This is a genomic window from Pedobacter sp. 01T416_2, assembly GCF_056398925.1.
Genome location: NZ_JBFTQI010000035.1, coordinates 1 through 15,910 on the forward strand (window position 1 = coordinate 1; position 15,910 = coordinate 15,910).

Consider the following 15,910-nt stretch of genomic DNA (forward strand, 5'->3'; position numbering starts at 1 on the left):
TTACCATCCCTGGTAATTTCCCTTACGTCACTTCCACTGATCGAGTTTGTACCTTTTTGCGGAAAGTATTTGGTAAACAGGGAAGTATGGCTCGAATAGTAGTTTACACCGCCAAAATAGGTGCCCGCCCAAACGCCTCCTTCGCGGTCAAGACAGATGGTGTAAACGGCATTATCGCTTAAAGAATAATCGTTATTGTACTGTTTTTTAATATGGATAATCGCTCCGTTTTCGTCATTGTAAATGTAAATGCCCGATTCGGTGGCAATCCAAAACTCATGAGGCCCTGTTTTTTTGATATCCCGTACAAAAATTGGTGTTTGGTCGTCGTTTAACCGCAGTATATTTTTTGATGCCAAGGTTACCGGATTAAAGAGCTTGACCCCCTGATTGGTGGTGCCGACCAATAAATTGCCATTTTCGGTTTCCGCAATTCTGGATACCCAGCCGTATTCTATTTTTGCATTTTTACCGTTGATGTTAAAACGCTGAAAATTATTCGCTTTTGGATTGTATTTTTCCAGCGTCCCCTTTCCGGTACTGATCCATACGCTGCCATCTTTTAAAACCGTTACCAGTGAGGCATCAAAAGGTGCATTATGGGTAAAAGCCTGTACTTTCTTACTGCGCTTTTGATAGAGGTATATTTTGAATGAAGACAAGATCCATAAATTTCCACGCTGATCGCTGGCCAGATCTATAATCCGCATCCCTTTGGTTTCTTTGATGATGCTGAAGCTTTCTTTTGCCGGATTGTATTGGTACACGCCGCTGTTGGTACCTACCCAAAGTGTTTGCTCCCGGTCGTGGTGAAGTGCATAGATTAAATCGTTGCCTAAACTGCCAGCCTGGTCTGGGTCGTGGCGATAGGTTTTAAAAGAATAACCATCAAACCGGTTTAAGCCATCTTTCGTGCCAAACCACATAAAACCGTTTCCATCCTGCACACTGCAAAAGGCGGTATTATTAGAAAGTCCGTTTTCTACCTGGTAATGCCTGAAATAATAAGGTTGCCCCCACAGCAGGTGGACCGAAAACAAAAGACATAAAAGGATGAAGAGTTTTTTCAAGATATCTTGGTCAGCAGCATCAAATATATTAAAGAAATGCTTTGCTTTCAGGCTAAATTGAATTTGAGCGGATAAGTAGAAAGATTGAGACAGATTCCATTTTTATTTGGGAGAACCTTAAAGATTTAAGAAACTCAGTTTTTATAGACCTGAAAACTGTAAACTGCCAATTGCAGACTAATCTGAGTGTACGCTTTTTATAGACTTGAAAACTGTAAACTGCCAATTGCAGACTAATCCGGGCGTTACCTAAGCTGCGCAAAGGTCGGGCTTTGCAGGGCTGCGCTTCGCTYCGGTACCGATGAAGGATCGGYACTRAACCCTTACAATCCCTAACGCAAAACCCAGCGTATAAAATCTGCAAAGTCTGATTTCAATAGCACTAAAGGCCTGCGTTAAATAAACCTGATAAAACGTAAAGCCCGGATCCCGATTTTTTCTATCGGGAGAGGACTTGGAGTGATAGCAGGGCTTCCTTAACCGAAATGTGCCCGCCCCATCGTTTCCAAAAAAAACTGTTGCTTAAGATCCTGAGCTGAACTACCATTGATAGACTTTAATAAAAAACATCGTCATCTCGACTGGAGTGCAGCGAAATGGAGAGATCTATCTAGGTAGATTTAGCTTCGCTGAGCCTTCGGGTTCTCGACTGCGTTGCACTTCGCTCGAAATGACGAAAGCTGAGAGAGCTATCTCCTTGAACTTCTATGTTATCTTTAGTGATTTTTATAAAATAAATTAAACCTCAGGATGACGCATTGAGCGGCATTTTCAGTGTTTCTGAGTTTCCGTGGCTAAACAGACTCCTTCAATACAAATCGAGACAAAATGAAGAAAGATTGATACAAATGCGTATCCCTCTGAAAAGCTAAAAACYGAATCTTTGGATAAGAATTAAATAGAACTAAATCCATTTACTTCTATAACTAACCAAATCCCTAACCTAATATGAAAAGAAGTTTATTCTCTTATGGTGGCTTTGTCTGCCTGGATTGGTATCCGCTTCAAAAAATGTTTTTGAAACGTAAAGTCCTCTCCGCTATTTTTACTTCCATCACCTTAATCTTACTTTCCTTTCAGCTCAGTGCCCAGGAGCAAACATCTGTTGCCGGAACAGTAACCGACGAAAAGGGCGAAACGGTTGTTGGCGCCAGTATTAAAGTTAAAGGTACCAACACGGGGGTAACTACCGATGGCAATGGAAAATTCAAAATTCAGGTAAGCGATAAAAATGCTACCCTGATCTTTATTTATGTGGGCTATGCCAATCAGGAAGTAGCATTGGCTGGCCGTACGCAAATTAATGTTAGCCTTAAGCCATCTAACAACGATCTGTCAGAGGTTATTGTGGTGGGCTACAACACACAAAAAAAGGAAGCCATTACGGGCGCCATTTCATCAATCAGCAGCAAAGATCTCGAAAAAGTGCATGGCGGTTCTACCGTGAGTACAGGCTTGGCCGGAAAGCTACCAGGTGTATCTTTCAGGATGCCTGACGGAAGACCTGGTGCGAGCGCCAATATCCAGATCCGTAATATGGGTAATCCACTTTATGTTATCGATGGTATTCAACAGGATGCTGGCCAGTTCAATAATATTTCGCCTAATGATATCGAAAGCATCAGTGTGCTTAAAGATGCGTCGGCTGCTATTTATGGTAGTAGGGCATCAAATGGTGTAATTTTGGTAACCACAAAAAGGGGAAAAAACAGTACCCGCAATACTTTTAGCGTTGATGCTTACACAGGCTGGCAGAACTGGGTACGTTTCCCGGAAACGACCAATGCTTACCAATGGAAAGTGGGACAGGCTACTGCAGAAATGAACCAGAACGGCGCAACCAGTATTACCCAGGCCGAACTGGATAAATGGAAAGCGGGTACAGAGTATGGCTATCAAAGCCAGAACTGGAAAGACATTATCATTGCACCTAACGCACCCCAAACTTCAGTAAACCTAAGCGCTTCGGGTGGAAGTGACCGGGTAAACTATTACTTTTCTGCTACCCGTTTAGATCAGAAGGGCGTATATGGAACAGCAAGGGAATTCGATTTCAACCGGACCAATATCCAGAGTAATATTGAGGCTAAAATCACCGATCGTTTTAAGGTGGGTATGCTCATCAATGGCCGTATCGAAAGCCGCGATCAACCAGGTGTACCGGGAGGAGATGATTACTGGGCTGCCCGTTTTGCCTTGTTGAGAAACAGACCTACTGAGCAGGCTTACGCCAATGGCAATCCGAATTATCCGAACGATATCGGGCACAATACCGAGCAGTTCGCTGTTCAGAGTAAAGCTTTAAGCGGTTATTGGAAATCAGACTGGAGGGTTTTACAGACCAATTTATCAGCCTCTTATGAAACGCCTATAAAGGGTTTGGAAATAAAAGGTTTATATTCTTATTACATTGCCGATAACGTAATTAATGGACATGAGTATACCTATAATGTATATACCTACCATCCGGAAACGGGCATTTACGAACAAAAAGTAGGCAGTTCAAACCCATACAGAGAGCGCAGAAATGAAAAAGTATACACCAATACCTATCAGCTTCAGGCCAATTATAACCGCACTTTTGGCAAACATACCGTTGGTGGGGTATTGGTAGCCGAGCGCTTGGATCGTTTTAGAACTTATACCTTTCAGCATGCTGTACCACAAACTAATATTTTACCTGTGCTGCAGTTTGCCGATATGGATGGGCAGGATTTTGCTGATATACAGGAAGAGCAGGCCCGTATCGGTTATGTGGGTAGGTTAAATTACAACTACGACAATAAATATTACCTCGAGCTTTCCGGTCGTAGAGACGCCTCTTGGAAATTTGCTCCAGATAGACGTGTTGGTTATTTCCCTTCGGCATCAATTGGATGGAGAATTACACAAGAAAAATTTATGAAATCGCTCTTGGGAGAAAGCAATATCTTAAACGATTTGAAACTTCGTGCTTCTTATGGGGTATTAGGGGATGATGATGTGGGTATCGATCCTTTCGCTTATATCCCGGGTTATAACTACAATCAGGGCAGCGTGATATTGGATGGGAAAAACATTACTACTTCAAGAGATAAGGGGCCGATTATCAATAACCTAAGCTGGTTTAAAAGCAAAATTACCGACATCGGCCTTGATTTTACGATGTTCGGCAGTAAACTTTCAGGAACAGCAGACTATTTTTATAGAAAACGCTCTGGTTTACCCGCCATTAAAAACGACGTGATTGTTCCGATTGAACTGGGGTATCCTTTAAATGTTGAAAACCTGGAGAGCGATGCACAGTTTGGAGGTGAATTCTCTTTAAACTACAGAGATAAAATCGGCGAGTTTAACTACAATGTCGGCGGAAACATTTCCATTAGCAGAAAGAAACTTTTAGAAAGATATAAACCACGTTTTGGCAACTCATGGGAGAATTACAGAAGTAATGGTACCGATAGATATGCCGATATATTTTGGGGTTATGAAGTAACCGGTCAGTTCCAGAGTATCGATGAAATCAATAATTACAAAGTTAACATCGATGGAAAAGGCAACCGCTCTTTATTGCCCGGCGATTTAATTTACAAAGATCAGAATGGCGATGGTATTATTGATGGTTTAGATGAAAGACCCATTGGTTATACCACAACGGGACAGCCGAACGTCGGCTTTGGTTTCACCATTGGCGGTTCTTATAAAAACTTCGATTTTACCGCCGATTTTTCTGGTGGCGCCATGTATTCCTGGAACCAGAACTGGGAGCAGCGCTGGGCATTCCAGAACGGAGGTGCTTTGCTACAGAATTTTGCTGATRACAGTTGGCACCATACTAATCTTTACGACCTGAACAGCCCATGGGTGGCCGGTAAATATCCTGCAATCCGTTTTAATGACCGCGATCATAGTAACAACACCAGAAACTCAACTTTCTGGTTGCACAACGTACGTTATCTGCGTGCCCGTACACTCGAAATCGGATACACCATTCCAAAAAGATGGGCAGAAAAAATCAAAATCCAGAATGCAAGGGTATATGTAAACGGGTACAACCTGTTCTCTATCGATAACCTGAAAGATTATGGTGTAGATCCTGAAATTGCAGACGATAATGGATTGCAATATCCACAGAACAAGTTCTTTAATATAGGCCTTAAACTAACGCTGTAACATGAAAAAGACTAATCAAATGAAAAAATATATATACGCATTTGCTGCCATTGCATGTTTAAGTTTTGCGCAGTCGTGTAAAAAAGATTCCGAATTTTTGGATAAGCAACCTACCAGTACCCTGCCGATTGATGCCGTGTGGAAAGACCCTAACCTGGTACTTACTGTGGTTGGCGATCTGTACGATCGTTTCCCTGATTTTCAACGTATCGAATCATGGTGGTTATTTGCCGATTTTGATGAGGGTTTTGCTTCAGCAGGCGGCGATTATGGTCGCCACCAGAACCTGGAATATGGATACGATGCATGGAGATACTGGGATATAGGCGTTTACAGACTTGTAAACGACCTGAATCTGTTTATTAAACGTGGGCAGGAAGCTACCGCTTTAAAGGCTGAAGACCGCGATCGTTTTTTAGCTGAAGCGCGTTTTATCAGGGCCGGTGTTTATTTCGAGATGGTAAAAAGAATGGGCGGCGTTCCGCTGATTACTGTTCCCCTGGCTTATGATTATAGCGGAGATCCAAGTTACCTGCAATATCCAAGGGCAAAGGAATCTGAAATTTACGATTTTGTGATTGCTGAACTGGAAGCCGTTAAAACCATACTTCCAGATAATGCAACCATACAAAGCAGGGCTACAAAAGCTGCGGCCTTGGCCATGGAATCGAGAGCTGCACTTTATGCAGGTTCAATTGCCAAATATAGCAATGCCCAATTAACCCTTCCAGGTGGAGAGATTGGCATTCCTGCTGCAATGGCCAATGGTTATTTTACCAAAGCCTTAAATGCCGCAAAAGAAATTATCGATGGCGGTAAATATTCGCTTTACAAAAAGAACCCAAATCTGTCTGATAATTTTGCAGCCCTTTTTACCGATAAAGGCAGCAATCCGGAAGTAATATTTGCTAAAGATTTTAAATTGAAAACCAATAAAGTTCATGGTTTTACAATCGATAACCAACCGCGCTCTTCTGCCGAAGAAGCACAGGGAGGAAGGTTAAACCCTTCGTTAAATCTGGTGCAGTCTTTCGAAAAGCTAGATAATACTTATGCCTCTTTGGCTGCTGTTGATGGCAGCGGAAATCCGGTTTATTACACCAATATCACCGATATTTTTGCTGGCCGCGATGCACGTTTAGCCGGCACTGTAATTCTCCCGGGAACACAGTTTAAAGGTAAAACAGTTGATATATGGGCGGGCTATCAATTGGCAAATGGTACAATTGTAACGGGCGACAATTTTGCGCAAAGTAAAAGCAATGTACTTCCCGGTAACCCAGGTTCGGTGCAGGTAGTGGGTGGTGATGGTCCTGTTGATGGGCTTGAATTCAGCGCACAATCAGGATTTTACGTGCGTAAATATTTAGATCCTGCTACAGGTTCAGGTCAGATTGGTACCCGAAGTGATGTCTGGTGGGTGCGTTACCGTTATGCCGAGGTATTGTTAAATGCTGCCGAAGCTGCTTTTGAATTGGGCGATGCAGCTACTGCAGCCAATTATATTAAACCGGTAAGAGACCGTGCAGGATTAACCACAGCACTAAGTCCGGCCGATATTACTTTCGACCGTATTGTACACGAACGTAAAGTAGAATTCGCCTTTGAAGGACATCAGCTTTGGGATATGAAACGTTGGAGACTGGCCGATAAGGTATGGAACGGCAACAATATGTCGGTTGCTGATTTTACCAATGCCAGCAATATCGGTAGCGCAACACGTACCAGCACACAAGTGTTTGGTTTGTGGCCCTATAAATACTATAATCCGGGCAATGCAAATCATTTAAAGTATATTTTTAAGGTGATTAAACCCAGCCGTGTAACTGCAGCACACCGCTTCCGTATCGGCAATTATTACTCTTCAATCGGGCAGGATGTACTTAACGGCAACCCGAAAATTATCAGAAACCCTAATCAATAATCAGATACAGACATGAAAAATAGACTTTATTTCATCATAGGGGCAATTATAGCCGTGTTGTTTTCCTCTTGTAAAAAAGATAATTACGAGGCGCCCGCAGCCGATTTTACAGGAAGGATCGTATATAAGGGCGAAGCAATCAATGTGCAGTACGGCCAGGTAAATTTCGAACTTTGGCAATCTGGTTTTGGCAATTACTCCGCATTAAATGTAAACGTTAACCAGGACGGTAATTTTTCGGCTAAGTTATTTGATGGCAACTATAAACTGGTTTTCTCACCAAACCAGGGGCCGTTTTTGTGGAAAAAGAATGCAGCCGGTAAACAAGATACCATCGCGGTAAACATTAGCGGTAACAAAGTGATGGATATAGAAGTAATGCCTTACTACATGATCCGCGGCGCTAGTTTAACAGCTGCATCTGGAAAAGTGAACGGATTCTGCAAACTGGAAAAAATCATTACCGATGCCAATGCAAAAGATATAGAAAGTGTATCGCTGTATATCAACAAAACACAGTTTGTAGATGGGGGCAATAACATTGCGACACAACAACTTACGGGTGCAGCTCTTGCCGACCTGAATAACTTAAATATGAGTGTAAATATCCCTACGATTGTACCGACACAAAATTATGTTTTTGCCAGGATAGGGGTCAAAATTGCAGGAGTAGATGACCTGGTTTTTACACCTGTAACCAAAATAAGTTTTTAACCAAGGAAGGTGTTTTAGAAGGAAAATCTAAATGGAACTTGTCACGTTGTCCAAAGGACTCCTACGGAGAGCTTGTCGAAACGCTTTAATAAATATATTTAAGCCAATCCTTCGATAAGCTATCATTGACAGATCCTATAGAAAGGTCGTCATTGCGAGGAACGAAGCAATCTTAATGCGCACGCTAGTAGCGATCGTTGTAAGATTGCTTCGTCGGCTGAAAAAGCCTTCTCGCAATGACGATTCCTCGCAGCCTTATCGCTGCAAAAAAAAAGCCCCTGTCTTTTACGCAATAAATTAACCCTGAGGATGACATGCATGCTTTTACACATTATAAAGAATCATTATCTTACCCTTAGCAAATCATATTAAATGAAATATCTTTTTGCCTTTTTTTTAAGCGTGTCAGTATTTTTTATGGACCAGCAAGCATTTGCCAATCCGTACAAAAAGGCATTGAATGACACCCTTTATCTGGCCGATCCAACGATTTTTTTGGATGGCGGTGTATATTATTTATATGGCACAAGTAGCGATGAAGGCTTTCTGGTTTATTCATCCAGCGACCTTAAAAACTGGACCAAACCGACCGGAAAAAATAAAGGATTTGCATTAAAAAAGGGCGATGCCTTTGGGAGCAAGGGTTTTTGGGCGCCTCAGGTATTTAAAAGAGGCAAAACATATTTTATGGCTTATACTGCCGATGAGCAGATTGCCTTTGCGCATAGTAATAGTCCGGCAGGGCCTTTTGTCCAGGAAGAATTAAAAGCAATTTCAGGCACGGGCAAGCAGATCGACCCTTTTGTATTTACCGATACAGATGGAAAAAACTACCTCTACCATGTAAAACTCGATCACGGTAACAGGATTTTTGTAACACAACTGAAAGATGATTTTTCTGATGTAATCCCTGAAACAACAAAATTTTGTTTATCAGGAACAGCACCCTGGGAAAATACAGCGAAAACCGATTGGCCGGTAACCGAAGGGCCAACGGTAATCAAAAAGGAAAATCTTTACTATCTTTTTTATTCGGCTAATGATTTCAGAAATCCTGATTATGCAGTGGGTTATGCTACCTCAACCTCAGCTACCGGACCATGGATAAAGTATCAGGGCAACCCGATTATCAGTAAAAAGGTATTGAAAATAAACGGCACCGGGCATGGCGATTTCTTTATAGATAAAAGCGGAGCATTACAATATGTTTTTCATACCCATCATTCAGATCATAAAGTATCGCCAAGAGCTACGGCTATAATCAAAGCTGCCTTTATAAAAGAGAAAAATGGAGGTTTTCGCATGCAGATCTATCCCGAAAGTTTTCGGTTTTTAATGCAAAGCGCAGCAAAGATTAATTGATTGCATTTGTAGAAATATTGAGATAAAAATAGGCCTATTTAAGAAAAGAAATCGCTTTTTTTAAAGATTAAGGAATGCCGCAGATCAAAAAATATAAAAGACGTAAGAATTTAAAAATGAATGCTTTGAAAATAAGATATCTGTTTGTCGCATTGTGCCTGTTACACGTAACAGGTTTACATGCACAAACATTTACCAATCCTTTATTGCCATCGGGTGCCGATCCATATAGCTTTTATAAAGATGGTTATTATTACTATACCCATACTACAGGAAACCGTGTAGATCTTTGGAAAACCAAAACCCTGGATGGTTTAAGAGATGCGGAGCGGAAAACCATTTGGCGCGCGCCTGCAGGAACCATGTACAGTAAAGAAATCTGGGCCCCAGAAGTGATGTTTTTAAGGGGCAAATGGTATGCTTATTTTGCAGCCGATGATGGGAGAAACGAAAACCACCGCATGTACGTTTTGGAAAATGCTTCTGCCGATCCGATGAAAGGCGAGTGGGTATTTAAAGGCAAAATTACCGATCCGACTGATAAATGGGCCATTGATGGAGATGTGATCGATTTTAAAGGCCAATTGTATATGATCTGGTCTGGATGGGAGGGAGATGAAAATGGCAGGCAGGAAATTTTCATCGCCAAACTTAAAAACCCCTGGACAGTAGAGGGTAAACGGGTGAAGATTTCTACACCCAAATTTAGCTGGGAAAAAATCGGAGACCTTGGCGGAGGAGCGCACGTGGATGTAAACGAAGGGCCTCAGTTTTTGCCGCATGGTGATAAAATATTTATCATTTATTCGGCCAGTGGCTGTTGGACAGATTTTTATGCTTTGGGTATGCTTTCAGCTTCGGCTAGAAGCAATCTGCTCGAACCTGCTTCCTGGACAAAATCCGGTCAGCCTGTTTTTCAGCAATCGCCAAAAGATGGCGTTTATGCGTCGGGCCATAATTCATTTTTTTCTTCGCCGGATGGAAAAGAAGATTGGATCCTATATCACGCCAATGATAAACCGGGCCAGGGCTGTGGAGGTTTCCGATCGCCCCGGGCCCAAAAATTTAGCTGGAATGCCGATGGTACACCAAATTTTGGAACTCCTGTAAAAGCCGGATTGAGTATAACATCACCAGCTAACCGTAATAAAAATTAAATCAGATATACCGATATGAACTTAAAAAACTACGCGCTACTTGCTGTCTTGAGCTTTAACATTAGCTTGGGTTTTGCACAAAAAACAAAAAAAAGTGCTGAACCTGCAAAGGTTTGGTCGATAGAAAAAGCCAATGCCTGGTACAAAGAACATAAATGGTTAACAGGTGCCAACTACATTCCTTCCAATGCAATTAACCAGCTGGAAATGTGGCAGGCCGATACTTTTTCACCCGATCTGATCGATAAAGAACTGGGCTGGGCCGAAGGAATCGGTTTTAACACGCTGCGCGTATTCTTATTCAGTAAAGCCTGGAGTCAGGATCCTGAAGGTTTTAAAAAGAGAATGGACAAATTTTTAACCATTACCCAAAAACATGGTATTAAACCTATGTTTGTTTTTTTCGACGATTGCTGGAATAAAACTTCGGCCATTGGTAAACAGCCAGAGCCTAAAACGGGTATTCACAATTCGGGCTGGTTGCAAGATCCCGGCGATCCTGCTTTTAAAGAAGAAGCCAATTTCCCTGAACTCGAAAAATATGTAAAGGATGTACTTACCTATTTTGCACATGATAAAAGGATTCTGTTATGGGATTTGTACAATGAACCCGGAAATAGCGGAAAGTTAGAAGCCACCATACCTTTGTTAACCAAAACCATTAACTGGGCAAGGTCGGTTAATCCCGATCAGCCGATTTCTATCGGATTGTGGAGCTGGGGTTTCGAAAAGCTTAACGAAATACAGCTGGCCAACTCAGATATTGTAACCTACCATAACTATGAGGCACCAGACTGGCACCAAAGAACCATCGATCTGTTAAAAGCCAGCGGTCGTCCATTAATCTGTACCGAATATATGGCGAGATCACGCAATAGCCGTTTCGCTAACATTTTGCCGATGCTAAAAAACGAAAATGTAGGCGCCATTAACTGGGGTTTTGCTGCGGGTAAAACCAACACCAAATATGCATGGGATACCCCGCTTGCCGATGGATCTGATCCGATTGAGTGGTTTCACGAAATCTTTCAGCCCGATGGTACCCCGTACCGCCTGGATGAAGTTAACCTGATTAAAAAACTTAACAACAAATAAACCATATTCTTCTTTCATTGATAGAAGTTAGTATTTAGCCAAAAAAAAGGAGATGGATGACAGGTTTACAATCGATCGTCATCTCGACCGTAGTGGAGAGATCTTTTAATCTAGTCCAAAGATCTCTCCACTACGCGTTGCTCCGGTCGAGATGACGCCGATTTTTAGAATATGTCCTTGATAGCCGGGTTGAAGGATGATAAGCTCTCCGAAGGAGTCCTTTGGACAGACTGACATTAGTTAATACTTAACTCAATAGCGTTGCCAAACCCAACTTTAACACACAAATTTAAACCAATGAACAAAAAAGTATCTATCCTTTTCTCGCTGCTGGGACTCTCACTTTCCCTTTCTGCGCAGCAGCAGGACAAATCGTGGTCGATGGTAAAAGGGAAAATCTCTTCACCATGGGCCCAGGAAGTCAATCCTAAAAATGTATTACCGGAATATCCGCGGCCCCAGTTTGAGCGTACTGGTAACTGGAAAAACCTCAACGGACTTTGGGATTATGCCATTTCTGCAAAATCACAACAGCCGGCAATTAATCAGGGTAAAATCCTTGTGCCTTTTGCGGTAGAATCTTCCCTTTCGGGTGTTGGCAAAACAGTAGGTAAAGATAGCTTGCTGTGGTACAAAACCAGCTTTACTGTGCCTGCAAGCATGAAAGGCAAAGAAATTTTGCTTCATTTCGGTGCTGTTGACTGGAGAAGTACGGTGAGTATCAACGGTAAAGAGGTAGGTAAACATGAAGGCGGTTTCGATCCTTTCAGTTTTAATATTACGCCGTTTTTAAACAAGAGTGGAAACCAGACTTTAACCGTAGAAGTTTGGGACCCGACGGATGAAGGCCCTCAACCAAGGGGAAAACAGGTAAAAAAACCGGAGGGCATCTGGTATACCCCGGTAACCGGTATCTGGCAAACAGTGTGGATCGAGGCGGTAAACAAAATACATATCGATCATATTAAAATAACGCCTGATATCGATCAGCAAACCGTAACGGTTAGCCCATTTTTAACAGGTGCCGCTGCAGGAGATCAGGTTAAGGTTTCGGCATGGGATGGTACAACCAAAGTGGCTGAACAGACCACTGATGGCACTGGCGCAATCAGTTTAAAAATTGCGAACCCTAAACTTTGGAATACTAAAAATCCATTTTTATACGACCTGAAAGTTGAGCTGATCTCTAAAAATAAAAAGGTAGATGAGGTGAAAAGTTATTTTGCCATGCGCAAAACCTCAATCGGCAAAGATCAGAACGGTATTCAGCGCATGCTCTTAAACAACGAATTTGTTTTCCAGTATGGTCCCTTAGATCAGGGTTGGTGGCCAGATGGGCTTTACACTGCACCAACAAATGCCGCTTTAAAGTTCGATATAGATAAAACCAAAGAAATGGGTTTTAATATGATCAGAAAACACATTAAAGTAGAGCCCGCACGTTGGTATTACTACTGCGATAAAGCAGGTATGCTGGTTTGGCAGGATATGCCAAGCGGCGACCTGGGTAACGGCTGGGAAAACCGCCCAGGTATTTTAGACCATGGATCGGATAAAAACAGAAGTGCCGAATCTGAAGGATATTACAAAAAAGAGTGGAATGCCATTATCGATGCACTTTATAATGTGCCTTCTATTGTAGTATGGACACCTTTCAATGAGGCCTGGGGGCAGTTTAAAACAGTAGAAATTGCCAAATGGACAAAAGAGAAAGATCCTTCAAGATTAGTGAATACGGCCAGTGGAGGTAATTTTTATCCGGTTGGCGATATTATCGACCTGCACAATTACCCACATCCGGCTATGCCTAGTCCTGATTATTTTGGAAAAGACTATGCCCTTGTACTGGGCGAGTTTGGTGGGCTTGGCCTGCCTATTGATGGCCACGTGTGGCAACAGAAAAATAACTGGGGCTATCAGAGTTTTAAAAACAAAATCGATTTGTTTAATAAATACGCGCAGTTTACGAAACGTTTAGCAGAATTAATCCCATTAGGGCTTTCTGCCGGAGTGTATACTCAAACTACCGATGTTGAAGTAGAAACCAACGGCTTGATGACCTATGATAGAAAAGATATCAAGTTTTCTGAAGCACAGATGAAAGCTTTGCACGATAAGCTTTATCAGATAAATGTATCGGTAAAGCAATAGCAGTAGGGTTATCGCTTTTCGTATGCTCAGCATAAAAAGGTGCGCTGCAATTGTATCTGTAGATTAGACAGAATACCATTGACAGATCTGTTAAGAAAGGTCGTCATTGCGAGGAACGAAGCAATCTTAATGCGCACGCTAGTAGCGATCGTTGTAAGATTGCTTCGTCGGCTGAAAGAGCCTTCTCGCAATGACTATTCTTCGTAGCATACCACTACAAAAAAAAAGCTTCTGTCATCCATTTTGATTTTTATAAAATAAATTACTCTCTCCGTAGGAGTCCTTTGGACAGGATGACAATTCTATTTTTATGATACAACTTCAATGATTTTATTATTGTAAATGAGTTTTTTTTTGTCCGCAACGCAAGGGTACTTTGTATAGGACAATCAAAAAAAACGCAAATTTTATTTACCCCTTCTGTACCTGTTGTTTACCCTTTCTCTATACCAAGTTAACCCCAGGTTAACCCTTTGGTTACCTTTTCTTTACCTTTTGGTTACCTAAAAGGTAAAGCCAGGCCCTGCTTTGGGGCTTTCTTCCGTGAGTCGGCGTCGATGCTCCCTGCCAGCAAGTACCTTTAAGTGGTAATTGGTTATATTCGCCTTGTACTGATCGAGAAACTTTAATTCATATGGAAAAATCGTTATCTTCCGCTAGATAATAATCTTGACTGCAGCAATTCTTCCTTAAGTTAACCAGATGAAACAACTCGATTTTTCCACTTTCCCTGTACTCGAAACCGACAGATTGGTCCTTCGCAGACTTTCGCTGGAAGATGCTCCGGTAATTTATCAATTGCGTTCGGATGTTGAAGTGGCTGCCTTAACAGGTAAGGCGCCCTTTCTTCATATTAACGAAGCCGTTGCATACATCAATAAAATTGACAACCTGATCAATAATGATGAATCTATATACTGGGTTGCTTCTTATAAGGGTGATGCCGCAATGATAGGAGCAGCCTGCCTCTGGAATTTTGATATTCAGAATGAGACCGTGGAACTAGGATATGAGTTGCTTCCTGAGTTTCAGGGTAAAGGTATCATGGTAGAGATTATTACCTGTATACTCAGGTATGCATTTGAGGTAATGGGCATTAAAACCATTATTGCTTGCCCATCCAGCGATAACCCGCCTTCTGTAAAACTACTTGAAAAAATGGGGTTTGAAATTGCGCAAAGCGATTATCAAAATACACATGCAAATGTTCCGGGTATGCTCACCTATATCTTCTCCGGTTCAATAGATTAATCTGCTCCTGCCGCTTAGGCAAAAATATTTATCAAATAAAGAAAAATAAAATGCATTTCGGTAAAAACAGCTGATCTGAATTATGATATATTTGTTAATAAAACGATTTACTTACAGATTGCTTAATGAAGTAGTTTTACATCATAGTGAGCCGATTTTAACCAAATATATAATATACCAGAAAATGAAAGCGCTCAACTATTCAAACACCATGGCATTTTTGAGAAATAAATATATTTATCTGATTTTATGCTTTTTTGCGACCAACGTTGTGAAATCGCAGATCGATGTGCCAAAACAGGGTATAAGTAAAATGAAGACTAACTTCCTCCTTCCAAAGGATAGCTATAAACCTGGGGTATACTGGTATTTTATGGATGGGAACCTATCTAAAGAATCGATAAGCAAAGATCTCGAATCCATGAAAAAAGCCGGTATCGGTAACCTGGTTTTTCTCGAAGTTAATGTGGGCATACCCCGCGGCAAAGTAGATTTTTTAAGCAAACAGTGGATCAGTCTTTTTGCACATGCAGAAAGAGAAGCCAGACGGCTTGACATCGAGATTACTTTAGGCATAGGGCCGGGATGGACAGGAAGTGGTGGGCCTTGGGTAAAAGCTGAGGAATCTATGCAGCACCTTGTTTCCAGTCAGGTAGTGGTTTCATCGGCAGATAAAGGCAAGATCATGCTACCTGTTCCTATACCAAAAAGGCCATTTTTCGGTGAAGACAATCTCACCGTGGATTTTAAAAAGGAGTGGATGGCTTATTATAAAGATGTAGTTGTGCTGGCTTTTCCTTTTGAAGAACACACAACCAAAATAGCAGATATTGATGAAAAGGCCCTTTACTACCGTGCGCCTTATAGTTCTGGAACGGTAAAACCATATCTTTCCTCCCCATTTGCCGGGCAGGCAGGAAAGAGCAAAGGCATAGAAAAATCAGCTATTTTAGACCTCACTTCCAAAATGTCTTCAGATGGTGCGCTGAACTGGACCCCACCTGCCGGCAAATGGACGGTTATGCGCTTTGGGG

At 41.8% G+C, this 15,910-nt stretch carries 10 protein-coding genes; 9 read left to right on the forward strand and 1 reads right to left on the reverse strand.

Translation table 11 applies throughout. From position 1 onward, the window contains the following. Positions 1–1,070: ligand-binding sensor domain-containing protein (locus AC1DPQ_RS03045; RefSeq protein WP_477607878.1), on the reverse strand; the 1,070-nt coding region annotated here is incomplete at its 3' end. A 948-nt stretch (positions 1,071–2,018) separates the two neighbouring features. On the opposite strand from AC1DPQ_RS03045, the gene AC1DPQ_RS03050 reads away from it, so the two are divergent. The 9 genes from AC1DPQ_RS03050 to AC1DPQ_RS03090 all read left to right on the forward strand — a co-directional run. Continuing rightward, positions 2,019–5,222, forward strand: coding sequence for a SusC/RagA family TonB-linked outer membrane protein (locus tag AC1DPQ_RS03050; RefSeq protein WP_477607880.1), 3,204 nt, complete (start codon positions 2,019–2,021; stop codon positions 5,220–5,222). A 19-nt stretch (positions 5,223–5,241) separates the two neighbouring features. Then, on the forward strand, positions 5,242–7,146 hold the full coding sequence (locus tag AC1DPQ_RS03055; RefSeq protein ID WP_477607882.1) for a RagB/SusD family nutrient uptake outer membrane protein: 1,905 nt from the start codon (positions 5,242–5,244) through the stop codon (positions 7,144–7,146). A 12-nt stretch (positions 7,147–7,158) separates the two neighbouring features. Next, entirely contained in the window at positions 7,159–7,860 is a 702-nt protein-coding gene (locus AC1DPQ_RS03060) for a DUF3823 domain-containing protein (protein WP_477580383.1), read from the forward strand. Positions 7,861–8,232: 372 nt separating this feature from the next. Next, a complete protein-coding gene (locus AC1DPQ_RS03065; protein ID WP_477580385.1) occupies positions 8,233–9,222 on the forward strand; it encodes a glycoside hydrolase family 43 protein in 990 nt (329 codons plus the stop codon). Positions 9,223–9,296: 74 nt separating this feature from the next. After that, positions 9,297–10,379, forward strand: a complete 1,083-nt coding sequence (locus AC1DPQ_RS03070; protein WP_477607884.1) for a glycoside hydrolase family 43 protein — start codon at positions 9,297–9,299, stop codon at positions 10,377–10,379. Between the two features lie 15 nt (positions 10,380–10,394). Continuing rightward, positions 10,395–11,474, forward strand: a complete 1,080-nt coding sequence (locus AC1DPQ_RS03075; protein ID WP_477580391.1) for a glycoside hydrolase 5 family protein — start codon at positions 10,395–10,397, stop codon at positions 11,472–11,474. A gap of 297 nt (positions 11,475–11,771) precedes the next feature. Continuing rightward, positions 11,772–13,625, forward strand: a complete 1,854-nt coding sequence (locus tag AC1DPQ_RS03080; RefSeq protein ID WP_477580393.1) for a glycoside hydrolase family 2 protein — start codon at positions 11,772–11,774, stop codon at positions 13,623–13,625. Between the two features lie 702 nt (positions 13,626–14,327). After that, positions 14,328–14,876 (forward strand): GNAT family N-acetyltransferase, encoded by a 549-nt coding sequence (locus AC1DPQ_RS03085; protein ID WP_477580395.1) that lies wholly within the window; start codon positions 14,328–14,330, stop codon positions 14,874–14,876. A 184-nt stretch (positions 14,877–15,060) separates the two neighbouring features. Beyond that, positions 15,061–15,910 (forward strand): glycosyl hydrolase (locus tag AC1DPQ_RS03090; protein ID WP_477607886.1); only part of this gene is annotated, 850 nt, incomplete at its 3' end.